This window comes from Parvibaculum sp. (assembly GCF_035325945.1).
Taxonomy (GTDB): domain Bacteria; phylum Pseudomonadota; class Alphaproteobacteria; order Parvibaculales; family Parvibaculaceae; genus Parvibaculum.
Window position 1 is genome coordinate 16,782 of record NZ_DAOKYX010000015.1, and the last position, 26,162, is coordinate 42,943.

The following is a 26,162-nucleotide window of genomic DNA, read 5'->3' on the forward strand; positions in this document are numbered from 1 at the left end:
AGCGTGTTCTCGTTGACGTGCGAGGGGAAGGCATTCGACCTGCAATGTATGTTATCGCGCGCGGCAGACAAGCAGTCTGCTTTGCCGGTTCCCGGCTTTCGGGGAGAGACGGCAGACGGCGAGCCAATGCGCGATTCGTATTTTGACATTGGCGAGCGCCATGTCTAGAACGAAAATAGAACAAAGCCCGCGATGGCAGATGCGGTCCCCAGGGTGCTTTTCTGTGGATATTCGGCCGCCATGGGCATACGCGAACAGCGAATCCCGTCCGGCCGGGCTATGTTGCGCGGTATAGTCGATTTGGAAAGCGGCATGGGCGCGCAGGCGCCGATGCGGAGATTTGGAGCGAACTCATGGCAGGCAGCGTCAACAAGGTCATTCTGGTGGGCAATCTGGGCGCCGATCCGGAAATCCGCCGGACGCAGGACGGCCGGCCGATCGCCAATCTGCGCGTCGCAACCTCCGAAAGCTGGCGCGACAAGAACACCGGCGAGCGCCGCGAAAAGACCGAGTGGCATCGCGTGGTCATTTTCAACGAGGGGCTCTGCCGCGTCGCCGAGCAGTATCTGAAGAAGGGCGCCAAGGTTTACATCGAGGGCGCGCTTCAGACCCGCAAATGGACCGACCAGTCCGGCCAGGAGCGCTATTCGACGGAAGTCGTGCTGCAGGGCTTCAATTCCGTGCTGACCATGCTGGACGGCAGGAGCGGTGGCGGCGGCGCGGCGGGCGGCGGTGGCGGCGACTATGGCGACGAGGATTTTGGCGGCGGCCGGAGTTCCGGCGGCTCCAGGGGCAGCTTCTCGCAGGATCTCGACGACGAGATCCCCTTCTGAGGCGCGCATAGCGGCCAGGCATCCGTGCGGAGGGTATTGTCCATATCCTCCGCCACGCCGCGCGTGATCGTCAGGATGCGAAAGATGTCTGTCCGGTGCGCGGTCGCGATCTCGGCGCCGCTGGCCTCATGCGGCGCGGGAAGTGCGCGCGCACGGAGCTGTGACGGACCGTCCGGTGGGGCGGCCGCCATCCATTTCGAGGCGACGTCGCACAGTCCCTGAGGCTCACATCGACCGCTCCAAATTATCGTTTCTTTACAATGGGTTATTGGGCGACCCATAGTGCGTTTCATGTTGCCGTTTCGGGACGGAACTGGTAGTCTGCGCAACAGTTGAATGAGGAGATTCGGCGGCTGCCGTTCCACCCATTTTTGGTCCGTTCGGGCGCCCCGCGACACTCGTTTGCCAGCGTCCTCCAGCGTTAGAAAAACACTTGTCCGACACGCCAGACAGCGACATTCCGGGAGAAGAGCCGATCCCGGGCAGCGGAGACGGTTTGGGCGGTTCCGTGCCGCCCGCAGGCGGCGCCGGTGGCCCGCCGGAGCGCGACGTCGCGCCGATCACCATCGAAGACGAGATGCGGCGCTCCTATCTCGACTACGCGATGAGCGTGATCGTGAGCCGCGCGCTGCCCGATGCGCGAGACGGCCTGAAGCCGGTGCACCGGCGCATCCTCTTCTCGATGAACGAGAACGGCTACGAGTGGAACAAGCCTTATCGCAAGTCCGCCCGCGTCGTCGGCGACGTCATCGGTAAATACCATCCGCACGGCGACCAGTCGATTTACGACGCTCTCGTGCGTCTGGCGCAGGACTTCTCGATGCGGCTGCCGCTCGTTGACGGGCAGGGCAATTTCGGCTCGATCGACGGCGACCGCGCTGCGGCCATGCGCTACACCGAAGTCCGCATGGCGAAGGCGGCGCATGCGCTGCTCAACGACATCGACAAGGACACGGTCGATTTTCAGGACAACTACGACAATTCGGAAAGGGAGCCATCGGTTCTTCCCGCTGAATTGCCGAACCTGCTCGTCAATGGCGCGAACGGCATCGCCGTCGGCATGGCGACCAACGTGCCGCCGCACAATCTCGGCGAGGTCATCGACGCCTGCATCGCGCTCATCGACAATCCGGCGATCACCATCGACGAGCTGATCGAATATGTGCCCGCGCCTGACTTCCCGACGGGCGGCATCATGCTTGGCCGGGCGGGCGCACGCTCGGCCTACCATACGGGGCGCGGCTCTATCACGGTACGCGGCCGCGTGGAGATCGAGGAGGTCAAGCGCGACAGGACCGCGCTCGTCATCACCGAGATCCCCTATCAGGTCAACAAGACGACCATGATCGAGCGCTTCGCGGAGCTGGTGCGCGAGAAGAAGGTCGACGGGATCTCGGACCTTCGCGACGAGTCCGACCGCGATGGCATGCGCGTCGTCGTCGAGCTCAAGCGCGATGCGGTTCCCGATGTCGTGCTGAACCAGCTTTATCGCTTCTCTCCGCTGCAATCGACCTTCGGCGCCAACATGCTGGCGCTCGATCACGGCCGGCCGGAGCTGATGAATCTCAAGCAGCTTCTCCACGCCTTCACGAGCTTCCGCGAGGAAGTGGTGACGCGGCGGACGAAGTTCGAACTCGGCAAGGCGCGCGACCGCGCGCATGTGTTGGTGGGCCTTGCCATCGCGGTCGCCAATATCGACGAGGTGATCCAACTTATCCGCACGGCGCCGGATCCCGGCACGGCGCGGGAACGCCTGATGGCGCGCGACTGGCCGGCGGGCGACATCGCGCCGCTTGTCGAACTCATCGCCGATCCGCGTCACACGCTGTCTCCTGAAGGTACGTACCGGCTTTCCGAAGCGCAGGCGAAGGCGATCCTCGATCTGCGCCTGCAGCGCCTCACCGCGCTTGGCCGCGACGAGATCGGCGACGAGCTGACCCAGCTTGGAAAGAAGATCGCGGACTATCTCGAAATCCTTCGCTCGCGTGCGCGCGTGCTCGAGATCATTCGCAACGAGCTTTCCGCGATCAAGTCCGAGTTCGCGACGCCGCGCCGCACCGAGATCGCGGAAGCGGAAGGCGAGTTCGAGGATGAGGACCTCATCCAGCGCGAGGACATGGTCGTCACCGTCAGCCACCAGGGCTACATCAAGCGGGTGCCGCTTTCGGCCTATCGCGCCCAGCGCCGCGGCGGGCGCGGCCGCTCCGGCATGGCGACGAAGGATGAGGATTTCGTCACCCGGCTCTTCGTGGCGAACACACATACGCCGATGCTGTTCTTCTCCTCGATCGGCATGGTCTACAAGCTCAAGGTCTGGCGCCTGCCGCTCTCGACGCCGCAATCGCGCGGCAAGGCCATGATCAACCTTCTGCCGCTGAAGCAGGGCGAGACGATCACCACCGTCATGCCGCTTCCCGAGGACGAGGAGAGCTGGGCGAAACTTCACGTGATGTTCGCCACGCGCAACGGCCATGTGCGCCGCAATGAGCTTTCGGATTTCGTGCAGATCAACCGCAACGGCAAGATCGCCATGAAGTTCGAGGGCGCCAATGCGGGCGATGAGATCGTCGGCGTGCAGATCTGCACGGAAGATGACGACGTTCTGCTGACAGTGGCCAACGGACGCTGCATCCGCTTCCCCGTGACCGACGTTCGCGTCTTCTCCGGGCGCAATTCGACCGGCGTGCGTGGCATCAGGCTCGAGGATGGCGACAGGCTTATCGCCATGAGCATCCTGCGGCATGTGGATGTGCTGCCGGCGGAGGCGCGAGCCTATCTCAAGCAGGCGAGCGCCATGCGTCGCGCGGCCTCGGGCGAAGCCGAGGAGCCGGAGACCGTCGAGGTCGAAGAGGGCGAGGAGGAGACGACCGACGAACTGACCCTCTCGCCGGAGCGTTATGCCGAACTTGGCGCGCGCGAGCAGTTCGTGCTGACGGTCAGCGAAAACGGTTTCGGAAAGCGCAGCTCCTCCTACGACTACCGGACCTCGGGACGCGGCGGCAAAGGCATCATCGCCATGACCGTGACCGAGAGGAACGGAAAGCTCGTCGCCTCCTTCCCGGTCGAGGATCAGGATCAGATCATGCTCGTGACCGACCAGGGCCAGCTCATCCGCTGCCCGGTGGACGATGTGCGCGTGGCCGGGCGCGCGACGCAGGGCGTCACCATCTTCCGCACCATGGAGGATGAGCGCGTCGTCTCGGTCGAGCGCGTCGACGAGGCGGGCGAGAACGGCGATTCCGGCGAGAGCGAGGAATAGGGGGAGACATGGCGCCCAGAAGGAAGCGTGTGGGGCTCTATTCGGGCACCTTCGACCCGATGACCAACGGGCATCTCGACATCATCCGCCGCGCGCTGACGCTGGTGGACCATCTTGTCGTCGCCATCGGCATCAACGCATCCAAGGCGCCGATGCTGACCTTCGAGGAGCGTGCGGCGCTGATCGAGGCGGAGGCAAGGCCGATCGCGAAGCGGCTCGGCGCGACGATCACGACGGCATCGTTCTCGGGCCTGGTGGTCGATGCCGCCGACGAGCATGGCGCCAATGTGATCATCAGGGGCCTGCGTGGCGCCGTCGATTACGAATACGAAGTGCAGATGGTCGGCATGAACCGGACCATGAACCCGCGCGTCGAGACGGTGTTTCTGACGGCCTCGCCCGAAACCCAGTTCATCTCGTCGACGCTCGTTCGGCAGATCGCGAGCATGGGCGGCGATATTTCGCAGTTCGTGCCCAAGCGGGTCGAGAAAAAAGTCTTGGCGCGCAGCCGAAAGCCGCGCAAATAAACCGGTCGCCATTCAGGGAGTTGCCCCATGCGCCGTCTGATCAGCCTTGCCTTCGCGTTTGTCGCTCTCGTCGCGATGTCGCGCACCGCTCTGGCGCTCGATCCCGAAAACACGATCTATATGGAGCTCAAGGACGGCCGGGTGGTCATCGAGCTTCTGCCGCAGCTCGCGCCGAAAACGGTCGAGCGCATCAAGGTGCTGACGCGCAAGGGCTTCTATAACGGGCTTACCTTCCATCGCGTGATCGACGGCTTCATGGCGCAGACCGGCGATCCGACGGGCACGGGCATGGGCGGCTCCGACCTTCCGGACCTGCCGGCCGAGTTCACGACGAGCGAGTCCTTCACGCGCGGCGCGGTCGGCATGGCGCGCGCACAGAGCGTCAACAGCGGCAACAGCCAGTTCTTCATCTGCTTTGATGATGCAAGCTTCCTCGATGGCAAGTACACACTCTTCGGCCGTGTCGTCGAGGGCATGGATTATGTCGATTACATCAGGCGCGGCGAGCCGCCGGCAAATCCGGACAAGATCATCCGGATGGACGTTGCCGCCGACGTCGAACACAATTGAGGCATGAGATGACGGATCTCGAAAACACGCTTTATCTGGACTTGAAGGACGGCCGCGTCGTGATCGAGCTTCGGCCCGATCTCGCGCCGAAGCACGTCGCGCGGATCAAGGAGCTTGCGCGTCAGGGTTTCTATGACGGTGTCGCGTTCCATCGCGTCATCGACGGCTTCATGGCGCAGGGCGGCGACCCGACGGGCACGGGCGCGGGCGGCTCCGGCAAGAAGCTGCCGGCCGAGTTCTCGATCGAGCCGCATGTGCGGGGCGTGTGCTCCATGGCCCGCGCGCAGGACCCGAACAGCGCCGACAGCCAGTTCTTTATCTGCTTCGACGATGCGCGCTTCCTCGACCGGCAATACACGGTCTGGGGCAAGGTGACGTCGGGCATGGAGTTCGTGGACAAGATCAAGCGCGGCGAGCCCGTGCGCGATCCCGATCGCATCGTGAAGATGCAGGTGGCGGCCGACGCGGCCTGATCCCGAAGGCACATGCAAGCGCCATTCATGCCCCGCCCACAAGCGGGGCATGAGCGTTAGAGGGCACCCCGATGCGCGTCGACGAATTCGACTTCGAGCTACCCGAGGAGCTGATTGCGCTGCGCCCCGCGCGGCCGCGCGACAGCGCCCGCATGCTTGTGATCGGGCCCGGGCCTCTGGCGCTTGCCGATCGCGGTGTTCGTGACCTGCCGGATTATCTCAGGGAGGGCGATCTTCTCGTCTTCAACGACACGCGGGTCATCCCGGCGCGGCTCTTCGGACGGCGGCTGCGCGGCGAGGCGGAGGCGCGGATCGAGGCGCTCCTTCACAAACGCGAGGCGGCGGACCAGTGGCGCGCCTTTGTGCGTCCCGCCAAGCGCTTGAGGATCGGCGAGACGGTGGAGTTCGCCGAGGGCCTTTCGGCAATGGTCGCGGAGCGCGGCGAGGGCGGCGAGGTGCTGCTCAGCTTTTCGGCGGCGGGCGCCGCTCTCGACGAGGCGATTGCGCGCGCGGGCGAGATGCCGCTGCCGCCTTATATTGCGCGCAAGCGCCCTGCCGACGAAGCCGATCTCGCCGATTACCAGACGCTCTTTGCGCGGGAGCCGGGGGCGGTGGCGGCCCCGACCGCGGGGCTTCATTTCACGCCGGAGCTTCTGGCCGCAGTCGAGGCGAAGGGCGTCGGCACGGTGCGCCTCACGCTCCATGTCGGGGCGGGCACCTTTCTGCCCGTGGCCGCCGAGACGACCGAGGCCCACAGGATGCACGCCGAATGGGGCGAGATCACGCCGGATGAGGCCGACGCCATCAATGCGGCGCGCGCCAAGGGCGGGCGCATCGTCGCCGTGGGAACGACATCGCTCAGGCTGCTGGAATCGGCAGCCGGACCCGATGGCCGTGTCCGCGCCTTTCGCAACGAGACGGATATCTTCATCACGCCCGGCTACAGGTTCCGGGCGGTCGACATGCTGATGACGAATTTCCACCTGCCGCGCTCGACTCTTTTCATGCTCGTCTCGGCGCTCCGCGGCCTTGATGAGATGAAGCGCGCCTATGCCCATGCTGTGGCGGAGCGCTACCGTTTCTATTCCTACGGCGACGCCTGCCTCATTTATCGAATGGATGCCGCATGAGCCAATTTCGCTTTGAGCTGAAGGGGCGGGACGGCGCGGCGCGCACCGGCCTCATTCACACACCGCGCGGGCAGATCCGCACGCCGGCCTTCATGCCGGTCGGCACGGCGGGCACGGTGAAGGCGCTCTATCCCGATCAGGTGCATGCGGCAGGCGCCGATATCATTCTCGGCAACACCTATCACCTGATGCTTCGTCCGGGTGCGGAGGAGATCGCGGCGCTTGGCGGTCTCCATCGCTTCGCGAACTGGCCTCATCCGATCCTGACGGACAGCGGCGGCTTTCAGGTCATGTCGCTGACGAAGCTGCGCAAGATGACGGAGGAGGGCGTTACCTTTTCCTCGCATCTCGATGGATCACGGCACCTGCTGACGCCTGAGCGGTCGATCGAGATCCAGTGCCTGCTCGGCTCGGACATCCAGATGGTGCTCGACGAATGCACGCCATTCCCCGCGACCGAGGATCAGGCGAGGAAGTCGATGGAACTCTCGATGCGCTGGGCGAAGCGCTCCAGGGCGGCCTTCGAGGCGCAGCCTCACCGCAAGGAAGGGCAGGCGCTTTTCGGCATCGTGCAGGGAAGCACCTATGAGCATCTTCGCGCGCAGTCCGCGGCGGGCCTCCTTGAAATCGGCTTCGACGGCTACGCGATCGGTGGGCTTGCCGTCGGCGAGGGGCAGGTCGAGATGCTCCGCGTTCTCGATTTCACCGTGCCGCTGCTGCCGCAGGACCGGCCGCGCTACCTCATGGGCGTCGGCACGCCGGACGATATCGTCGAAGCGGTGCGGCGCGGCATCGACATGTTCGATTGCGTGATGCCGACGCGGAACGGGCGGCACGGTCTTGCCTTCACGCGGCGCGGGCGCGTCAACCTGCGCAATGCGCGGCATGCGGCGGATCCGCGTCCGCTCGATCCGGAAAGCTCGTGCCCGGCCGCGCGCGACTACAGCCGCGCCTACCTCCACCACCTCATCAAATCGGGAGAGATACTCGGCTCGATGCTGGTGAGCTGGATCAACGTCGCCTATTACGAGGAACTGATGACGGGGATTCGCTCGGCGATCGCCGAGGGGCGCTTCGAGGCATTCGTGGAGCAGTTCAAGGCCGATCAGGCGAGCGGGGATATTGCGCCATTCGACGGCGGAAAATGAGTTTTTCGTCCGGGCGGCGCGGCATGGTTGACCCGGAGAGCGCGCGCCGTTAGGTTCCCGCCACTTCCGCCGGACCACAGCATCCGGCCCCGGAGCGGACACAAGCGAGGCAACAAACGGTTTGCCGCAGATACCGCGCCGGAATAAAAGGGAATCGCATTCCGGGAGCCCGTAGCTCAGCTGGTAGAGCACTCGACTTTTAATCGAGTTGTCCTGGGTTCGAGTCCCAGCGGGCTCACCACCTCCTTCAATTCAGTCACGATCCTGCGCGAGGCGGATGCACAGCCGGGGGCGGAGTGCATGTATGCCCGTGCAATGGCGCAAACGAAAAAGCCTGACGCCTCATGAGAGCGTCAGGCTTTGGGTGAATCGGGTCCGGGGCCTTCGGACGCTGCGCGCGGGGCCCTCTCAGGCTTCCGGCGCCTGCCGCGAGATGAGCTTCAGCACCTTGACCGAGCGCAAGTCGCCATGGCGCGAAGACCAGGAAATGGTCTGCCCCGGCTTCAGGCCCAGAAGGGCGACGCCTACGGGCGACGCGATCGAAACGCAACCTGCATCGACCGTGTGGTCGCCGGGATAGACGAGGCGGAGCCTGTCGACGCGGCCGCGCGGACCCATGAGGAATTCGACCTCCGAGTTCATGGTCACGACATCGGACGGGACCCGCTTCAGCGGCAGGATGTCGGCGCGCGTGAGTTCCTCGTCAAGGAAGTCCGCGACCTCGGGCATCACGGTGCGCAGGCGCTCCGCGACATCCGACAGGGCGTCGAAATCCTCTTCCGCCACGACAATCGGCGGACGCTCATCCTGGTCGATCTGCTGAATCTGTGTGTTCATTTCACGCTGCCTCCGGGCCGTCGTCATGTGGCGGTTCAATCGTTCTCTTGCGGGCTTCCGCCTCAGGTTGGAACTCGACTGCAACCAGATTGATTTTGAGCGAACCGCCATCGGCGAGTTCGACATTGAATTTTTCACCCGCCCGTCTTCCGAGAAGCGCAAGGCCCACGGGCGTCAGTACACTGATAAACTGGCCTGTCGGCCGCGAATTTTCCGGCAGCGACAGAGTGCGCCGCTCGATGGCGCCATCCGCAATGCTGTAGCGTACGACACTGCCGATGGTGGCCACGTCGGGCGGCATCTGGGCGCTGTCCTTGATATGGGCAAGCGCCAGTTTGGCCAGGATAGCCTGGCGTGTGGGGCCGCTTTCCTGGAAACCGATGATTTCCAGTCTGGCGAAATCGGAAGACGCCAGCAAGGTAGCGGTCGCATGCTCACCATTTGACCGCGCTTCGGCCGCGCTGTTCCGCTCGTCGCGATTGCTCGTAGACATGGCACACCTCATCTCCGTGGCCCGGCTTGCGCCAGCCAACTGAATCACAACTGAATTGGTGAGGTAGATCCCCCGAACCTCCAGGCGTAACTGTGCCGGGCTCGGGGCTAGACTCCTGCGAGCAACGTGCCGGGAATTCGGAAATAGGGCGCGTGATGCGTGCTCATGGTAGCTGGATGATACCGTTTGTTCCCGTTTTGTCAACCAAGGGGAAGGCTCGACGGGATGCGGGTGGGCGCTGTGCGGCGCGCCACGAATCCGTTCAGAATGACCCCGTGAGAGCGTTCAAGGGGGGAACACCATGCCGAACAGCCCGAAACTTCTGTTGATCCTCATCGCCCTTCTGGAGGGGATCGTTGGCATATTGCTGATCGTGGCCCCGGCGGAGGTCATCGCGGGGAGCATTCCCGGCATCGCAGCCGGGGTCGATGGCGTGGCGATGGCGCGCACGGCCGGCACGGCGCTCGTCTCGCTCGGCGTCCTTGCCTGGCTCGCGCGGAATATGAGCGACCCCGCCACCTTGCGGCCCGTTCTCGGCGCGCTGCTCGCCTACAATGTGCTGGCAACGCTCAACCTGATTTATCAGGCATCGACCATTGCGCCGGGATCGCTCGTGCCCGCCCTCATTCATCTCGCCTTGAGCGGGGCGCTCGTTTTCTACTGGCGGAAGACGGCCTGAGCTTCAGGGCTCCTCGTCGGGCACGTCGACGAAGCGATCGAGCTTCGGGTCGTAGATCGAGAGCACGCCGGTGGCGATGCCGTAGAACCAGCCATGCAGCCGGAGCTTGCCCGCCTTCTCGCGCTCGCTCACGAAGGGGAATGTGCGAAGCATTTCGATCGAGCGGAGAACGGCACGCTGCTCCATCTGCCGGAGCACGGCGTCGCGGTCGAGATGTGCGTGCGTCTTGCGGACGTCGTCGGCCACGTCGCGAACAAGCGACATCCACCCGGCGATGAAGTCGCCTTCATTGACCTTGCCGTTGCCGTTCTCATAAAGGGCCTGGATGCCGCCGCAGCGCGCATGCCCCATGATGATGATGTCGGCGATGTTCAAACCCTTGACCGCGAACTCGATGGCGGCGCTGGTGCCGTGGAGATAGGCGTCCGGCTGGTAGGGAGGGACGAGATTGGCGACGTTGCGGACCACGAAAAGCTCACCGGGGTCGGCCGAAAAGATCATGGCCGGATCGGCGCGGCTGTCGCAGCAGGCAATGATCATCGCCTTCGGCTGCTGACTGTGGGTGCCAAGCTCGCGATAGCGAGCTTCGTTCTGGCGATAGAGACCCGTGTGAAAGTCCCTATAGCCTTTGATGAGGCTTTGGATGGCGTCCATTTGTGCTCTTAGTGACTACGCTTCAGGCCCGCAAACCGCGTTCCGTCTTCGGATAAAGGCGGGACGGGTAGAACCATCGGGAGGCATGCTTTGCCGGTCCGGCTGCATATTGCGATGGGTCGAAAGGTATCCATTCTTCCCTGTCTTCCGCAAGCCTGTCTGCTACCGCAAGGAGGACAAGAGGGTTCACGCCCATGCCGCAATGTGAACAGACGATCTCGATGTTCTCGCGCGGCACGTCGCCCTTGACGTTGAGGAAACGGTTCGGAATTCGCGTTGTCGGAGCCGGAGCAATGCCGTCATAGAGGCTGTAGATCGAGACGAGAGGCACGCCGGGCGGCGGCTCCGAAATATTGAAATTGCGGTCGCGGACCTCGCGCAGATGCTCGTCCACCGTGCGGCCCGTGTAATAGGTCATCACGCGCGCGACCATGGCGTTCACATGCTTCGGCGCTTCGCCGAAATGGGCGGGGCTGCCGAGCGTGATGACGCGATCGACCTCATCGGGGAAGCGGCGCGCAAGCTCGCGCGCGAAGACGCCGCCAAGGCTCTGGCCGACCAGCGAAACGGCTCGTCCGTGCTCGTCGGCAATCGACCGGATGCGGTCGCCGAGGGATGCGGCGATCTCCTCCATATGCTCCATGTCGCGGATGCCGCGATTGGTGCCGAGGCCCCAGGATTGCGCGACGTAACCGTTGGCTCGCAGAAACTGATTGAGCGGCTGAAGCGAGAATTCCGGCCCTGTGAAACCGGGCAGGGTCATGACGGGTGTATTGCCGTCGCCCTTGCGCGCTATGAGCTTCAGATAGGGCTCGGTGAAGATCTTCGCCGCGAATTCGCCGCTGGCCCAGAGCACGTCGCCCTGCAGGCGGAGTAGGTCGAATCCAGTCTCAAACGCCATGTGATGCAAGCTCCCTACAGATGGAGCCCCTCTTGCGGCGGGCCGGGCGAGCCGACTCACCTGACTTCGATCTATGGTGAGTCTGCCCGAATTCAATCGGCTAAACATCCCATAAATACGAAATGCCGGCTGTTTCGGGTTCGCCCGATGGTGCCCGCGCCGCCCGCTGCGAAACCCGGCGGGCCGCTAAATCATGGTAAAAACCCGTGGGATTTTCGGGTTTTTTACCTGTCAGGCGTCATATTCGGCCTTGCCGGCCCAGCTCCATCCGGGTGCGGCTTGCGGTTATGAGGGCGGCGGCTTCGGGCTATAAGAAGGGCCTGATTCTCCGCACGATTCCTGGAGTTCGACATGAGCGTTCTCGTCACCGGCGGTGCCGGCTATATCGGCAGCCATATGGTGATCGATCTCGTCAATGCGGGAGAGGAGGTCTTCGTCGTCGATGACCTTTCGACCGGCTTCGACTGGGCCGTGCAGGTGCCGGAGAACCTTCATGTCGGCGACATCGCCGATGAGGCGCTTATCGACAAGATCATTCGTGAACATCGCGTCGAGTCCGTCATTCATTTTGCCGGATCGGTGGTCGTGCCTGAATCGGTTGCGGACCCGCTCAAATATTATTTCAACAACACGGCCAAATCGCGCACGCTCATCGAACGCTGTGTGAAGGGCGGGGTTCGCCATTTCATCTTCTCGTCCACGGCCGCCGTTTACGGAATGACAGGCAGCGAGGCGGTGAGCGAGGATGTGCCGCTCAATCCGATCTCGCCCTATGGCCGCTCGAAGCTGATGACCGAGTGGATGCTGCGCGATGTGGCGGCCGCGCATGACATGACCTATGTGGCGCTTCGCTATTTCAACGTCGCGGGCGGCGATCCGAAAGGGCGCACGGGGCAGTCCACCGCCAATGCCACCCATCTCATTAAGGTGGCCTGCCAGGCCGCGCTCGGCGCGCGCCCCTATGTCGAAATCTTCGGCGAGGATTATCCGACGCCGGACGGTACCTGCATGCGCGACTATATCCATGTGAGCGACCTTGCGGCGGCTCATTCCGCGGCGCTCAACTATCTCCGCGACGGCGGCGAGAGCATGGTCGCGAATTGCGGCTATGGGCATGGCTTCTCGGTGCGTCAGGTTCTCGACTCGGTCCAACGGGTGGCGGGCCGCGCCATAGAGGTGCGCAGCGCGCCGCGCAGGCCCGGCGATCCGGCTTCGGTCGTTTCCGATCCGGCTCGGATCAAGGCGAGGCTCGGCTGGACGCCCGTCCATGACGATCTCGACACGATCGTCGGCCATGCGCTTGCCTGGGAGAAGAAGCTGAAGGAGCGCAATCGCTAGGCGGTGTGGCGCAACATACTGAAATATAAATTCATTTCTGCACTTGGCACGCGACGTGCCAAGTTCCACGCGGCAGAATAGGCAAGCCGCCTCGCCCGGCACGCCGTAACCGACATGAGCGAAACCAAGAGCCTGATGTCAGACGCAGTAACGACCGTCATTCTTGCCGCAGGCAAGAGCACGCGCATGAAATCGAGCCTGCCCAAGGCTCTCCATCCGATCGCCGGCCGGCCGATGCTCGGCCATGTGTTGTCGACAGTCGCCGCCATCGAAGGCGGGCGCGCCGTCCTCGTCCTTGCGCCGGGCATGGACGAGGTGGCGGAGTTCGCGCGACGGTTTTATCCCGCGCTCGACATCGCCATTCAGGAGCGTGCGCTTGGAACGGGCCATGCCGTTCGCGCCGCCGAGCCGCTCGTCGTCGAGAAGACAGGCGTCGTGCTCGTCATTTTCGGCGATACGCCGCTCGTCCGCAGCGAGACGCTTTCACAGATGATCGAAGCATGCAGCGGCGGCGCGCAAGGCGGAGCCGATGTGGTCGTGCTCGGTTTCGAGGCGTCCGACCCCACGCCTTACGGCCGTCTCATCCTCGACGCCCATGGCGCGCTGACGCGGATCGTGGAGCGCAAGGATGCGAGCGCGAACGAACTGCGGATCCATCTGTGCAATGGCGGTGCCATGGCGGTGCGGACGGAACATCTCTTCCGCCTTCTCGCTCACGTCACCAATGAGAATGCCAGCGGCGAATATTATCTGCCCGATGTCGTGAAGCTCGCCCGCGCCGAGAATTTGCGCTGCGCCGTCATCCGCGCGCCGGAAGAGGATATTCAGGGCGTCAACAGCCGGATGGAGCTTGCCTCCGCCGAGGCGGTGATGCAGCGCCGGTTGCGCCGCGCGGCGATGGAGAAGGGCGTGACGTTCTCCGATCCCGAAACCGTCTATCTCTCCTTCGATACGTCCTTCGGGCAGGACGTGACCGTGGGGCAGAATGTCGTCTTCGGCCCCGGCGTCACCATCGGCAGCAATGTCACGATCAAGCCCTTCTGCCATATCGAGGGCGGGCGGATCGAGGATGGCGCGCAGATCGGTCCTTTCGCGCGTATCCGGCCGGGTTCGGAAATCGGGCGCGACGTGCATATCGGCAATTTCGTGGAGACGAAGAAGGCCAAGGTGGAGGAGGGTGCGAAGATCAATCACCTCTCCTATATCGGCGATGCGCGCGTCGGCGCGAAAGCGAATATCGGCGCGGGCACCATCACCTGCAATTATGACGGGTTCGGCAAGCATTTCACGGATATAGGCGCGGGCGCCTTCATCGGCTCCAATTCGTCGCTCGTCGCGCCGGTCAAGATCGGCGACGGGGCCTATACGGGCTCCGGCAGCGTCATCACGAAGGACGTGGCCGCGGATGCGCTTGCGGTCGAGCGCAACAAGCAGTTTGAAAAGCTGGGCTGGGCGGCGGCATTCCGCGCCAGGCACGGCGGACAGAAGAAGGCAGGCGAATAGATATGTGCGGCATTGTCGGCGTCATCGGCTCCAGGCCGGCCGCCCCGATCATTCTCGAAGCGCTGAAGCGGCTCGAATATCGCGGCTATGATTCAGCGGGCATTGCGACGCTCGCGGACGGCGCCATCCTGCGCCGCCGCGCCGAAGGCAAGCTCTTCAATCTGGAGAAATCGCTCGACGGCGCGCCGCTCGACGGCACGATCGGCATCGGCCATACACGCTGGGCAACACATGGCGCGCCGACCGAACGAAACGCGCATCCCCATGCGACGGAGCGCGTCGCCATCGTGCATAACGGCATCATCGAGAATTTCCGCAGCCTGCGCGACAGGCTGACGGCCGAGGGAGCGAAGTTCGAGACGGAGACGGACTCGGAAGTGGTCGCGCATCTCGTGACCAGCTATCTCGACAAGGGGCTGGAGCCGCGCGCCGCCGCCGCTGCCGCGCTCAGGGAGCTTGAAGGCGCGTTCGCGCTCGGGATCATTTTCCGCCGCGACGAAAATCTCATCATCGGCGCCCGGCGCGGCAGCCCGCTTGCCGTGGGCCATGGCGACAATGCGATGTATCTCGGCTCCGACGCTTTCGCGCTGGCGCCGATGACGAACCGCGTCTCGTTTCTCGAGGAGGGCGACTGGGTCGAGATCACGCGGGAGGGCGCCGTCTTCCATGACGCACAGGGCCGCGTGGTGGATCGTCCCATCCGCATCACCGATGTTTCGACCGCGCTCGTGGACAAGGGCAACCACCGCCACTTCATGGCGAAGGAGATTTTCGAGCAGCCCGAAGTGATCGGGCACACGCTCGCCGAATATGTGAATGCGGTGGACGAGACGCTGCGCCTTCCCGCATTGCCGATCGATCTCGCATCGGTTCCGCGCATCACCATCATCGGATGCGGAACGGCCTATTACGCGGCTTCGGTGGCGAAATACTGGTTCGAGCGGCTTGCGCGGATTTCGGTCGATGTCGATATCGCCTCGGAATTCCGCTATCGCGAGGCGCCGCTGCCAAAGGGCGGGCTTGCCGTCTTCATTTCGCAATCGGGTGAGACGGCGGACACGCTGGCCGCGCTGCGCTACTGCAAGGCGGAAGGGCAGACGATCCTCTCGATTGTCAACGTGACCGAGTCCTCTATCGCGCGCGAGTCCGACGTCATCATGCCGACCTATGCCGGGCCGGAAATCGGCGTCGCCTCGACCAAGGCGTTCACCTGCCAGCTCATCGCTCTCGCGGCGCTCGCCATCAGAACCGGGCTCGCGCGCGGCGCGATCGCGGCGGAAGACGAGCCGCGCCTCGTGCGGGCACTTCTCGAAACGCCGCGGCAGGTCGCGGACACGCTGTCGAAGAACAGCGATATTCTCACCCTCGCGGCGGAGATCGCGAAGGTACGCGACGTGCTCTATCTCGGGCGCGGCCATTTCTATCCGCTGGCGCTCGAAGGCGCGCTGAAGCTCAAGGAGATTTCCTACATCCATGCCGAGGGCTATGCGGCGGGCGAGCTGAAGCATGGGCCCATCGCGCTCATCGACGAGGCGGTGCCCGTCATCGTGATCGCGCCGGTGGATGCGCTTTTTGAAAAGACGGCCTCCAACATGCAGGAGGTCATTGCACGCGGTGGCAAGGTCGTGCTGATCTCGGATGCGGAGGGGATTTCGCGGGCGGGGAAAGAAGCCTGGGCGACCATCGAAGTGCCGGCCGTGCCCGCGCTCATCGCGCCCATCGTGGCGGCGGTGCCGATCCAGCTTCTCGCCTATCACGCGGCAGTCTCCAAGGGCACGGATGTCGACCAGCCGCGCAACCTCGCCAAGTCGGTGACGGTCGAATAGGCGATTCGAGCGCGGTCAGCTCGATCAGAGGTTGAATTCAGGCGCTCAAGTACCTGATTTTTACATCATTTTGGAGATGTATGGCTTGCCCTCCCGTGGCTCGTGGTAAACTTGGCCGCGGGGAGGACAGGGCATGCGGCGAGATTATCTCAGACGGCTGACGGTCGGCGCGGCGCTCGCCATGCTGACGTTTCTGCCCGGCTCGGTCATTTCGGCTCCCCCCGATACACCGCCCGCGTCGGCCGCCGCGGATGCCGAAGCTCTCCGCATCGTCGACGAAGCCGCCGAGGCGATTGCGGCGGGACGACATGAGGAAGCGATAGCGGTGCTCGATGCCGCCATTAATGGCCACAAGCTCACAGGCATGCCATTGGCCGTCGCATATCATCATCGCGGCATGGCCCATCAGAAGTCCGGCGACGGCACGGCGGCGATCGCCGATTACACGAAGGCGATCGATCTCGGCACGCTACCCGAAGAGATGAAGGTGCGGGTCCACTACAACCGCGCGCTCGCGGAAGCGGCAACGGGAAACAAGATGGCGGCCGAACTCGATTATTCGCGCGCCATCGAACTTGCGCCGAGCTACGCGCCCGCCTGGCACAACCGCGCCAATCTCGAACGCGAGCGCCGCGACTATCCGACGGCGATCCGCGATTACGGCGAGGCCATGGCAAGGCTCGATGGCGACAAGCGCAAATTTCCGCTGCTCGGCCGCGCTCTCGCCTATGAGCGGAGCGGAAATCTGCCCGCGGCCGTGGCCGATCTGAGGGAAGCGCTGGCCATCGATCCGCAGTTTCAGCTGGCGCAGGCGAAGCTCGATGAATTCGAACCGATGCTGGCGGAGGCAGAAGCGGGTGCGGAGGGGCAGGAGAATCTCGCCACCGGCTCGATCGGCTCGGGCGAAATGGCGCCAGCCTCCCGGCAGGTGCCAGTCTCCCGACAGGTGATCGAGGTGGCACCGAAAAACGGCTGGACCACGCAAGCGCGCCGCTACGGGGCGGAACCAGTGGCTGAAACGGAGACGGAGAAGCCCCGGCGTCTCGCCTCCCTTCCGCCGGCGGAGCCCGTGGCGCGGCAAGCGGCGGCGAGCGGGAAGGGAACTTATCGCATCCAGCTCGGCGCCTTCCGCGCGCAAGGCGACGCCAGCAAGGCGTGGAACGACATGCAGGCCCGCCATCCCATCCTCGCGCCGCTCGATCATCGGATCGAGGAAGCCGATCTCGGCGAAAAGGGCGTCTTTTTCCGGCTTCAGGCGGGCAGTTTCAAAACCCGCGCCGAGGCCCGCGCCTATTGCGAGAGACTCAAGGCAAAGCGCCTCGATTGCCTCGTCGCGGGCGGGTGAGCCAGAATTGACGTAGCGGCCAGGCGGCTAAAGCCCCTCGCGCAGACGGGCTGTTGTCCCGCATGGCTTTTGGTCGCTAAACTCGGGCCAACAACAACACTTCGCAGCAAGGGGAAATGATGGCCCAGCAGTCAATCGGGCTTACAGCCTTTGGCGGTTACGTTCCGCGGCTTCGTCTGCAACGCAAGGCAATCGCGCAGGCCAATGCCTGGATCGCTCCGAACTTTCTCGGCAAGGGGAAGGGCGAGCGTTCCATGGCGAACTGGGACGAAGACGCGATCACCATGGCGGTGGAAGCGGCGCGCGACCTGCTCGGACCGGATGACGATCGCTCGCATGTCGATACGCTCTATTTCGGCTCGACGACATTTCCCTTCGTGGACCGCCTCAATGCGGGCATCGTGGCAGCCGCGCTGACGCTCGACGAGAATGTGCGCGCGGTCGATGTGGCATCGACGCAGCGCGCGGGCACCTCGGCGTTGCTTCAGGCGCTGACAGCGGTGAAGGCGGGAGAGGCGAAACACGCGCTCGTCCTTGCCTCCGACCATCGCAAGGCGCGGGCGGCAAGCGCGCAGGAGCTCGACTTCGGCGACGGCGCGGCGGCGGTTTCCATCGGCAGCGAGAATGTCATCGCCACCTATCTCGGGGGCACGAGCCTGACGGTCGATTTCGTCGATCACTATCGCGGCCAGGGCGAGGACTTCGACTACAACTGGGAAGAGCGCTGGATTCGCGACGAGGGCTACTCGAAGATCGTGCCGCGGGCGGTGAAGGCGGCGCTCGAGAATGCGGGCGTCAAGGCCGAGGACATCAAGCATTTCGTCCTGCCCTGCATGTTCGGCGACAAGTTCGTGCAACAGCTCGCCAAGCGCTGCGGCATCGCGCCGGAAGCGGCCCGCGACACGCTGGCGACAAATTGCGGCGAGACGGGCACCGCACATTCTCTCGTCATGCTCGTGCATGCCTTGCAGAAGGATGTGAAGCCGGGCGAGAAGGTTCTCCTCGTCCATTTCGGCGGCGGCTGCGACGCGCTCGTCTTCGAGGCGACCGACAAGCTCTCGAGCATGGCCGACAAGCGCGGCATCGTCGGGGCGCTTGCGAACCGCAAGGAGGAGACGAACTATCTCAAGTTCCTCACCTTCAACGGTCTGATCGAGTGGGAGCGCGGCATGCGCGGCGAGCAGGACAAGAAGACCGCGCTCACCACGCTCTACCGCAACGAGGACATGATCATGGGTCTCGTCGGCGGACGCTGCAAGGAAACGGGTGTTGTGCAGTTCCCGCGCTCGCGCATTTCGGTCAACCCGAACAATCACACCGTGGACACGCAGGAGCCTTACAAGTTTGCCGAGCGCAAGGCCAAGATCCTGTCCTGGTCAGCGGACTTCCTTTCGTTCAGCATGAACCCGCCCAATCATTACGGCATGGTCGTTTTCGACGAGGGCGGCCGGATCATGATGGACTTCACCGATGTGGAGCAGGGCAGTGTCGATAGCGGCATGGATGTGCGCCTCGCCTTCCGCATCAAGGACTTCGATGAGAAGCGCGGCTTCCGCCGCTATTTCTGGAAGGCCGTTCCGGTTACCGGCAGCAAATCGTCAGCGAAATCAGGGCAGGCCGCCGAATAGGTGCAGCCGAAGCGATCAGGGAAGGACAAAATCATGGCTTCAGGTATCAAGGACAAGGTTGCGATCCTCGGCATGGGCTGCTCGAAATTCGGCGAGCGCTGGGACGCGGGCCCCGAGGAACTGATGGTCGAGGCCTATCTCGAGGCGATGCAGGATGCGGGCATCGAGCCGACGCAGATCGATGCGGCATGGTTCTCGACGCATATCGACGAGGTCGGCACCGGCAAGGGCGGCACGCCGCTCTCGCTCGCGCTGCGCCTGCCGAACATCGCGGTGACGCGCGTCGAGAATTTCTGCGCTGGCGGATCGGAAGCGCTGCGCGGCGCCGTCTATGCCGTCGCATCGGGCGCGGCCGACATCGCTCTCGCGCTCGGCGTCGAGAAGCTCAAGGATACCGGCTATGGCGGCCTGCCGGTGGGTGCCGCCGGCACGCTCATTCCGCAATGGGCGCCTTCGGGATCGGCGCCGGGCAACTTCGCCCAGCTCGCCTCCGCCTATCGCGCGAAGCACGGCGTCGCCAAGGAAGACCTCAAGCGCGCCATTGCGCATGTCTCGGTCAAGAGCCATGCCAATGGCGCCAAGAATCCGAAGGCGCATCTGCGCAACGTCGTGACCGAAGAGCAGGTCATGAACGCGCCGATGATCGCCGAGCCGCTCGGCCTCTTCGACTGCTGCGGCGTCTCCGACGGCGCGGCGGCGGCCATCGTCACGACGCCGGAAATCGCCAAGGCGCTCGGCAAGAAGGACATCGTCACGGTGAAGGCGATGCAGCTTGCGGTGTCGAACGGGCTTGAGTCCCAGCACAATTCCTGGGACGGCAGCTATTTCCACACGGCGCGGATCGCGGCACGGAAAGCCTATAACGAGGCAGGCATCCAGAAGCCGCGCGAGGAAGTCAGCATGATGGAAGTGCATGACTGCTTCTCGATCACCGAACTCGTCACCATGGAAGACCTCTTCATCTCGCCGGAAGGCGGCGCGGTGAAGGACGTCATGGACGGCTTCTACGATGCCGATGGCAAGGTGCCTTGCCAGATCGACGGCGGCCTCAAGTGCTTCGGCCACCCGATCGGCGCTTCGGGCCTGCGCATGGCCTATGAGATGTATCTTCAGATCCTCGGCCGGGCGGGCGAGCGGCAGCTCAGGAATCCGCGGATCGGCCTGACGCACAATCTCGGCGGCGCGCCGTCGTCGAATGTGTGCTCGGTGACGATCATCGGCGCCTATGGTGCGTGATCGTATGATTGCGTGATGAGCGAGGGCCGGGAGAAATCCCGGCCCTTTTTTTGTTGCGGGGACGAATGCTTTTCAATTCGCCTGTCTTTCTCTTCGCCTTCCTGCCGGCAGTGACGCTGCTCTGCTTTTTCATCCGCTCCCGTCTCGGCCGGGAGGCGGCGCTCGGCTTTCTCGTCCTTGCATCCCTCTTTTTCTACGGCTGGTGGAACCCGGTCTATCTGCCGCTTCTGATCGTCCTCGCGATCTTCAATTTCGTTCTGGCGCGTTTCATTCTCGCCGAGCGGATAAAACCGGAAGGCGGGCGTGCGGCCGCTCTCGTGGCCTTCGGTGTGACGGTCGATCTCGCTGCGCTCGCCTATTTCAAATATACGGATTTCTTCATTGGTACGCTGAACAATATGGTGGGGACGGAATTTCCACTCCAGCACATCGTCCTGCCGCTCGCGATATCCTTCTTTACCTTTCAGAAAATCGCCTATCTGGTCGATGCCGGGCGTGGCCGGGTAGAGAAGCACAGCTTTCTCGAATATTGCTTCTTCGTGATGTTCTTCCCCCAGCTCATCGCCGGACCCATCGTTCATCATCACGAGATCTTCAGCCAGACGAAGCGGGAGCGGAGCTTTCGTTTCGACCGCATGAACCTCGCCGTCGGCCTCACGATCTTCTTCATGGGGCTCTTCAAGAAGGTCGTCATCGCGGACAATCTGGCGCCGCTCGCCAGCGCCGTATTCGGCGATGCCGGAAGCGGCCATGAAATCTCGTTCCTCCGCGCCTGGGAGGGAATGTTCGCCTACACCTTCCAGCTTTATTTCGATTTTTCAGGCTATTCGGACATGGCCATCGGCGCGGCCCGCATCTTCGGCATCAGGTTGCCGCTCAATTTCAATTCGCCCTATCAGGCCGTGAACATCACCGAGTTCTGGCGGCGCTGGCATATGACGCTGTCAAGGTTCCTGCGCGACTATCTCTATATCCCGCTTGGCGGCAACAGGCGCGGCAAGGCGCGGCGCTATCTCAATCTCTTCCTGACGATGGCGATCGGTGGACTCTGGCACGGCGCGGCATGGACCTTCGTCCTCTGGGGCGCGATGCACGGCCTCATGCTCATCGTCAATCATGGCTGGCGAGCGATCTGGACGAAGCCCATCGACAAATGGTGGTCGCGGGGCATCGCGCGCGCGATCACTCTGCTCTTCGTTGCGCTGGCATGGGTTCCCTTTCGCGCACCTGACCTCGATGCGGCAATCGCTATCTATCGCGGTCTGGTCACATGGTCGCCGGACGCGTCGTTTCAGGCGCTCGGAGGCGATCTCTTCTGGCTCATGTTCTGGGTGAGCGTCGCCTGGTTCTGGCCCAATACGCAGCAATGGATGGCCATGGCGCGGCCTGCCTTCAACTATTCGCTGAAGGAAAGGCGCAGCGACCCGCTGTTGCTGCCGTTGAAGGGTGCCGTTGCGCGGCGTCTCACCTATTGGCGGCCGGGCGCTGCCTATGCCGCCGCCATTGGCCTTTGTGCGGCGGCTTCCTTTCTCAGTCTCCAGCGTGTCAGCGAGTTCCTCTATTTCCAGTTCTGAACGATGACGAAGTTGCCGCTCGAAGCCAGATCCTATCTTCTCATGCTTGGCAGCGTGATCGCGCTCTCTCTTGGCGCTGTCCTCGCGCTCAACGCCCTGGTCGATCCGCTCTGGTATTTCGGCGGCAACAGGCTCGGATCGGTCAATTTCGCCTTCAACGAACGTATCTCGAAGGCGAACCGCATCGCCGGCCATGAAAGGGACTATGACTGCATCATCTTCGGCGACAGCCGCGTGACGCTGCTGCCGGAGCGCCTGATCGAAGGCTATCGCTGTTACAACATGGCCTTCTCGTCCGGCACGGTCAGCGAATTCGTGGACTACGCAAACTGGCTCCGCGGGCGCGGCTTTTCACCAAGGCTCGTCATCGTCGGATTGAGCGCGACCGATTTCCGCGTGTATGTATCGCCGCGCAATACGCCGGACTTCGTGCGCGAAGGGCGCGCGCCGCCATCTGCGGCCGTCTCCTATCTCTCGCTCGACGTGGCGGGCATGTCGCTTCGCTCGCTCTTCGGACGCTCCCCGGTCGATCGCGTCTATGATCGGGAGTTCCGCTGCCATGCGGCCTTTCCGGCTCTTCGCTACGATCCGCAAGTTCCTGTCCGCGATCTGCTCAAGGGGCGGTTCGACGAGCGCGCCCCTGTCGATCTCTACGGAAAATTGCGGGCGGTCTTTCCCGAGGCGCGGTTCGTGGGCTATGCGCCGCCCATCTCGGCCTGGGCTATCGCGACTTACGCGCGGATCGGCTGGCTCCAAAGCTACACCGCCGCGCTCCATGATGCGGCAGAGCCGTTCGATCGGTTTCTGGATTTTAGCGCGCCGTCGCCCATGACGGCCGATGCTTCCCAGACCTATGACGGGACGCATTATTCGGAGAGGGCGAATGAGGAGATCGCTGCGTCCCTGCTTGCGTGGCAGGGTGATGTCATCGACCTCAAGCAGGTGACGGCAAAGGAAATGCTCGCCATCTATCGCGAGCGGCTGGCGGCGCTTGCTCCGGCGCTCAGGCTCGCAGAGGAAGCGCAGCCATGAGCGCGCTTTCCTTCCGGCGCTGCGCCTCATGCGCGGCGACGACGAAGATGCGATCGGCCTCTCCGCCAGCGGTCGTCACCGGGAAGACGCCGCGATAGATGTGGATAAAGTCGCGCCCCTGAATGGGAACCTCGGTCCAGGAATAGATCGGCTCGCCGCTTGCCATGACTTGCAGAAATTCATTCCGCCTGATCTCGGCGCCTTCGGCCGTGAGCGCTTCGCCGAGAAGCTTCCCCGTATAGTCGACGCCGAAGATCTCGCGGCAGCCGGTGCCCGCGAGGCGGTAGCGGAACTCGGTGCGGCCATCGAGGCGCAGGGGCTCGAGAAGCAGCAGCCAGGGCACAAGGTCGGGGATGCTGGACGGGCCGAAGTCGGACCGGAGAGGCAGAGCGCCCGTTTCTCGCCCCCGGCTGTTCCAGTATCGGCCGAACAGGGCAACAGGGTGGCTTTCGGGAATGTCGATTGCGGAGAGTTGGCAATATGGCACGGTCGGCTCACCCGGCTGCTGGACGTAATTCGGGATGAGCCTAGGTGAAAAGCCTTACCAACTATCGCCTGCAAACCCTTCAAGTTTTAACAAAACCGGCGTCCGGCGACGAAGGCCGGGACGGAGGAAACGGGGGAGGGGGCGATGCCCGCGCCGCCGCCGGGTCCTTCAATTCGCCATTTCCTCGAGCGCGCGGCGATAGCCGGAATAGTTCGGCTGGTCGATGGCGAGCTTCGTCATGGTGATCGCCCAGAGATGATCGGCAAGGCCGGGCGTTGCCAGCGTGATTCCGCCGGATTCGATCCGTGCACAGAGTTCGCGATTAAGCTCCTCGAGCGAGCCGTCATGGCCGAGGAGCGCCTTCAGCCTTTCGTGCTCTTCGGCATTGGCCTTGGCTGCGACCTGCAACTCACGCTTCACGATGTCGAGCGCATTGGCGGCGACCCGCGCGTGAAAGGCCGCATGGCCCTGAAGCTGGGGCATCGCATGGTTGCGAATGAAATCGGCGACGATGTCGATGAGTTCGGCTGCTGTCGGCTGATCCTGCATGGCTCATTCCTTTCCGAGCGGCGCGAGAAGGCGCATCAGATCGACTTCGGTTTCGGAGGCGCGTCGCCCGATGGTGGCGCGTTCGACCGAGCGGTCGCCGGCCTTGAAGGCCATCACCATGGTCGTGCACATGACGCCCCATTTGAGCGTTCCGAGCACCTCCCAGAACTTCACGCGTTCGGGGTCGACCTTGTGGCCTCCCGCGGCTTCATAGCCTTCGTAGAGATCCTCGCGCCGGCCGAAGCCGCCGACCGGATTGTCGATATTGCCGAAGCGCCAGGAGTTGACGCAGATCCAGCCCAGATCCTCCATGGGATCGCCGATATGGGCGAGTTCCCAGTCGAGAACGGCGCGCACGCCGTCGGGACCGATCATCAGATTGCCGTGGCGAAAGTCGCCATGGACGAGCGTCAGTTCAGTCGTCTCCGGCGGCACGCGCTCCTTCAGCCAGCGGAAGGCCAGCTCGAAGACGGGATGCGGATGGTTGTGGGTCTTGTAGGTCTGGAAGTACTGGTCGATTTCCGCGCGAGCCGGGGAGACGCGGAGCGGCGGCAGCTTCGACTTGTCGACCTTGTGAAGGCGGGCGAGGATTTCGCCGCATTGGCGGGCGAGCTTCGGCCGCGCTTCGGCGAATTCGGGATCGCGGAGGATCTTGCGGGCGATGGTTTCGCCCTCGATCCGGTCCATGACGAAGCCATGGCCCATGGCATCCTTGTCGTCGAGGACGAGGCGCACGGGTGGCACGGCGACGCCAGCCTCACCGGCAAGCCGGATGAGTTCAGCCTCCGTTTCGAGCCCCGCCGCCGTGCCGGAGCGCCCTTGCGTCTGGCCGCCGCCGGGCGCGCGGCGCAGAATGAGGGGGATCGGCTCGCCTTCCGTCGTCGCGTCGAAAGACCATGTCTCCTGGCTCGCGCCGCCGGAGAGCCGGCGCAATCCGGCTATGCCGGTCGCGCCTGGAATCCTTCTGCGCACGGCGTCCGCGAGAGGGGCCGCGATCGGATTTGTCTCTGCACTCATCTCAACCCCCGATGCTCACCGGCTTGCCGTCGACGATCTGGTCGAGATACTCGGAAAGACCGTATCCTACCATGCCGTTGCAGCGATATTCGGTCATGCCTTCGGTGATCCGGGTGTGAAGCTCGCTTCCATCCGGCGCCTGACGGCGATTGCGAAGCGGGATGAGCGACAGAACCTTGCCCTCGACGTCATAGCTCGCGCCCGACTCGGTAACGACATGGGCGCGCAAGGCAGTCTGATACCAGTTCTCGTCCCAGTCGCTGTCGATCGAGACTTGCTTGATGAGATCGTATTTGCCGTCCTTGAGCACCATGCCACCCTGGCGCGGCTCGCCTTTTTCTCCGGCGACGATCGAAAGCATCATGCCGAAGTCGCGGCCGAAATTCATCGGACACCAGCGATACCAGTGGATCGCCTGCCAGTAGCGCGGTCCCCAGCTCTTGTCCCGAAGCCCGTAGCCTGAGGCATCGAATGCCTCATCGCCGATGATGAAGCGGCCGGTTGCCGCCACATGCTGCTCGTAATGCGCCTTGGCGAAGGATTTTTCCGGGTCGATGTCGAGCGCGGAGCCGTCTTCCTTCACGGTCTCGCCGCCGAACATGGGCGAGACGCCCTCATAATCGAGCTCGACCTTGCAGGCGACGACGGGATTGTTCCTGAAAGCGCGCGAAGGTTCTGCCATGTCGTTCGGATTCGAGAGCACGACGACCTTGCCGTCATAGGTCACGCGGAGGCGCTTGAAGGGTTCGATCACCTCGACGCGCAGACCACCGGCATTGAGTTCGCGGTTATGCGTGATCGCAGGCTTCGCATACATGAAGGCGACACGCCCGTCCGGTAGATAAAGGCAGACGGACATTTCGGCATAGCCTTCATTCGGCCGGTTGCCGATGCGGAACCAGCCGCCGATCTTTCGCGCCGGATCGAACATGTTGAAATACATGCTCTCGTTATAGTTCGTCGCGGCGTCGGGCGTGTGCGTGTACTCGTCTTCGGGAGCAAGTCTGATCTTGAAGCCTGCCGGGGCCTTGGCCATGGTTGTCCTTCCTGATCCTGCTTCGCGCGGGCCTTGTCTGGCCGGTCCGCCTGAAATGATAAATACCGGTTACTAATCCTGCCATGA

General features: G+C 63.6%; 24 protein-coding genes and 1 tRNA gene. 17 read left to right on the top strand and 8 right to left on the bottom strand.

Annotated elements, in window-relative coordinates; genetic code table 11:
- The first annotated feature begins 353 nt into the window (after nt 1-353).
- The 8 genes from PKA57_RS09055 (at nt 354) to PKA57_RS09090 (ending at nt 8,181) form a co-directional block, all read left to right on the top strand.
- The gene (locus PKA57_RS09055; RefSeq protein WP_324299728.1) at nt 354-833 is read left to right on the top strand and encodes a single-stranded DNA-binding protein; all 480 of its coding nucleotides are present in this window, start codon (nt 354-356) and stop codon (nt 831-833) included.
- Between the two features lie 508 nt (nt 834-1,341).
- Complete coding sequence (gene gyrA, locus PKA57_RS09060) at nt 1,342-4,092, top strand: DNA gyrase subunit A (RefSeq protein WP_324299834.1); 2,751 nt, start codon at nt 1,342-1,344, stop codon at nt 4,090-4,092.
- Between the two features lie 8 nt (nt 4,093-4,100).
- Nucleotides 4,101-4,619 (top strand): pantetheine-phosphate adenylyltransferase, encoded by a 519-nt coding sequence (coaD, locus tag PKA57_RS09065; protein ID WP_324299730.1) that lies wholly within the window; start codon nt 4,101-4,103, stop codon nt 4,617-4,619.
- Between the two features lie 27 nt (nt 4,620-4,646).
- Nucleotides 4,647-5,189, top strand: coding sequence for a peptidylprolyl isomerase (locus tag PKA57_RS09070; protein WP_324299732.1), 543 nt, complete (start codon nt 4,647-4,649; stop codon nt 5,187-5,189).
- A gap of 8 nt (nt 5,190-5,197) precedes the next feature.
- Entirely contained in the window at nt 5,198-5,662 is a 465-nt protein-coding gene (locus PKA57_RS09075; RefSeq protein ID WP_324299734.1) for a peptidylprolyl isomerase, read from the top strand.
- Between the two features lie 71 nt (nt 5,663-5,733).
- Nucleotides 5,734-6,792 (top strand): tRNA preQ1(34) S-adenosylmethionine ribosyltransferase-isomerase QueA, encoded by a 1,059-nt coding sequence (gene queA, locus PKA57_RS09080; protein WP_324299736.1) that lies wholly within the window; start codon nt 5,734-5,736, stop codon nt 6,790-6,792.
- Nucleotides 6,789-7,940: a tRNA guanosine(34) transglycosylase Tgt gene (tgt, locus tag PKA57_RS09085; RefSeq protein WP_324299738.1), complete on the top strand. Its 1,152-nt coding sequence runs from the start codon at nt 6,789-6,791 to the stop codon at nt 7,938-7,940. The genes queA and tgt overlap by 4 nt, the downstream gene beginning before the upstream one ends.
- Before the next feature lie 165 nt (nt 7,941-8,105).
- Nucleotides 8,106-8,181 (top strand) — tRNA-Lys (locus PKA57_RS09090).
- A gap of 167 nt (nt 8,182-8,348) precedes the next feature.
- On the opposite strand, the gene rnk is transcribed toward PKA57_RS09090, so the two are convergent.
- Nucleotides 8,349-8,777, bottom strand: coding sequence for a nucleoside diphosphate kinase regulator (gene rnk / locus PKA57_RS09095; RefSeq protein ID WP_324299740.1), 429 nt, complete (start codon nt 8,775-8,777; stop codon nt 8,349-8,351).
- Nucleotide 8,778: 1 nt separating this feature from the next.
- Nucleotides 8,779-9,270, bottom strand: a complete 492-nt coding sequence (locus PKA57_RS09100) for a GreA/GreB family elongation factor (protein WP_324299742.1) — start codon at nt 9,268-9,270, stop codon at nt 8,779-8,781.
- Between the two features lie 301 nt (nt 9,271-9,571).
- Here PKA57_RS09100 and PKA57_RS09105 point away from each other — a divergent pair, with 301 nt between their 5' ends.
- The gene (locus PKA57_RS09105; RefSeq protein ID WP_324299744.1) at nt 9,572-9,949 is read left to right on the top strand and encodes a hypothetical protein; all 378 of its coding nucleotides are present in this window, start codon (nt 9,572-9,574) and stop codon (nt 9,947-9,949) included.
- A 3-nt stretch (nt 9,950-9,952) separates the two neighbouring features.
- Here the strand turns inward: PKA57_RS09105 and PKA57_RS09110 are convergent, their stop codons facing one another.
- Together PKA57_RS09110 and PKA57_RS09115 are read right to left on the bottom strand one after the other, a co-directional pair.
- Entirely contained in the window at nt 9,953-10,603 is a 651-nt protein-coding gene (locus PKA57_RS09110) for a carbonic anhydrase (protein ID WP_324299746.1), read from the bottom strand.
- A 22-nt stretch (nt 10,604-10,625) separates the two neighbouring features.
- Entirely contained in the window at nt 10,626-11,504 is an 879-nt protein-coding gene (locus PKA57_RS09115; protein ID WP_324299748.1) for an alpha/beta fold hydrolase, read from the bottom strand.
- Nucleotides 11,505-11,855: 351 nt separating this feature from the next.
- Between PKA57_RS09115 and galE the strand changes: the two genes are divergently transcribed.
- The 8 genes from galE to PKA57_RS09155 all read left to right on the top strand — a co-directional run bounded on the left by galE (nt 11,856) and on the right by PKA57_RS09155 (nt 22,986).
- Nucleotides 11,856-12,842, top strand: coding sequence for a UDP-glucose 4-epimerase GalE (galE, locus tag PKA57_RS09120; RefSeq protein WP_324299750.1), 987 nt, complete (start codon nt 11,856-11,858; stop codon nt 12,840-12,842).
- Nucleotides 12,843-12,977: 135 nt separating this feature from the next.
- On the top strand, nt 12,978-14,345 hold the full coding sequence (gene glmU / locus PKA57_RS09125) for a bifunctional UDP-N-acetylglucosamine diphosphorylase/glucosamine-1-phosphate N-acetyltransferase GlmU (RefSeq protein ID WP_324299752.1): 1,368 nt from the start codon (nt 12,978-12,980) through the stop codon (nt 14,343-14,345).
- 2 nt (nt 14,346-14,347) lie between these two features.
- A complete protein-coding gene (glmS, locus tag PKA57_RS09130) occupies nt 14,348-16,171 on the top strand; it encodes a glutamine--fructose-6-phosphate transaminase (isomerizing) (protein ID WP_324299754.1) in 1,824 nt (607 codons plus the stop codon).
- A 133-nt stretch (nt 16,172-16,304) separates the two neighbouring features.
- Nucleotides 16,305-17,516, top strand: a complete 1,212-nt coding sequence (locus tag PKA57_RS09135) for an SPOR domain-containing protein (protein ID WP_324299756.1) — start codon at nt 16,305-16,307, stop codon at nt 17,514-17,516.
- Between the two features lie 119 nt (nt 17,517-17,635).
- Nucleotides 17,636-19,144, top strand: coding sequence for a 3-oxoacyl-[acyl-carrier-protein] synthase III C-terminal domain-containing protein (locus tag PKA57_RS09140; protein ID WP_324299759.1), 1,509 nt, complete (start codon nt 17,636-17,638; stop codon nt 19,142-19,144).
- Nucleotides 19,145-19,177: 33 nt separating this feature from the next.
- Nucleotides 19,178-20,380, top strand: a complete 1,203-nt coding sequence (locus PKA57_RS09145; RefSeq protein ID WP_324299761.1) for an acetyl-CoA acetyltransferase — start codon at nt 19,178-19,180, stop codon at nt 20,378-20,380.
- 65 nt (nt 20,381-20,445) lie between these two features.
- Nucleotides 20,446-21,954 carry an MBOAT family protein gene (locus tag PKA57_RS09150; protein ID WP_324299763.1) on the top strand — a complete coding sequence of 503 codons (1,509 nt, stop codon included), beginning with the start codon at nt 20,446-20,448 and terminating at the stop codon, nt 21,952-21,954.
- Between the two features lie 3 nt (nt 21,955-21,957).
- A complete protein-coding gene (locus PKA57_RS09155) occupies nt 21,958-22,986 on the top strand; it encodes a hypothetical protein (protein WP_324299765.1) in 1,029 nt (342 codons plus the stop codon).
- On the opposite strand, the gene PKA57_RS09160 is transcribed toward PKA57_RS09155, so the two are convergent.
- From PKA57_RS09160 to PKA57_RS09175, 4 genes are all read right to left on the bottom strand, one after another.
- A complete protein-coding gene (locus PKA57_RS09160) occupies nt 22,958-23,473 on the bottom strand; it encodes a PAS domain-containing protein (protein ID WP_324299767.1) in 516 nt (171 codons plus the stop codon). The two genes, PKA57_RS09155 and PKA57_RS09160, sit on opposite strands and share 29 nt — an antisense overlap.
- A 168-nt stretch (nt 23,474-23,641) precedes the next feature.
- The gene (locus PKA57_RS09165) at nt 23,642-24,022 is read right to left on the bottom strand and encodes a DUF6285 domain-containing protein (RefSeq protein ID WP_324299769.1); all 381 of its coding nucleotides are present in this window, start codon (nt 24,020-24,022) and stop codon (nt 23,642-23,644) included.
- A 3-nt stretch (nt 24,023-24,025) separates the two neighbouring features.
- Nucleotides 24,026-25,039, bottom strand: a complete 1,014-nt coding sequence (locus tag PKA57_RS09170) for a phosphotransferase family protein (RefSeq protein WP_324299771.1) — start codon at nt 25,037-25,039, stop codon at nt 24,026-24,028.
- 1 nt (nt 25,040) lies between these two features.
- Complete coding sequence (locus PKA57_RS09175; protein WP_324299773.1) at nt 25,041-26,075, bottom strand: hypothetical protein; 1,035 nt, start codon at nt 26,073-26,075, stop codon at nt 25,041-25,043.
- Nucleotides 26,076-26,162 lie beyond the last annotated feature (87 nt).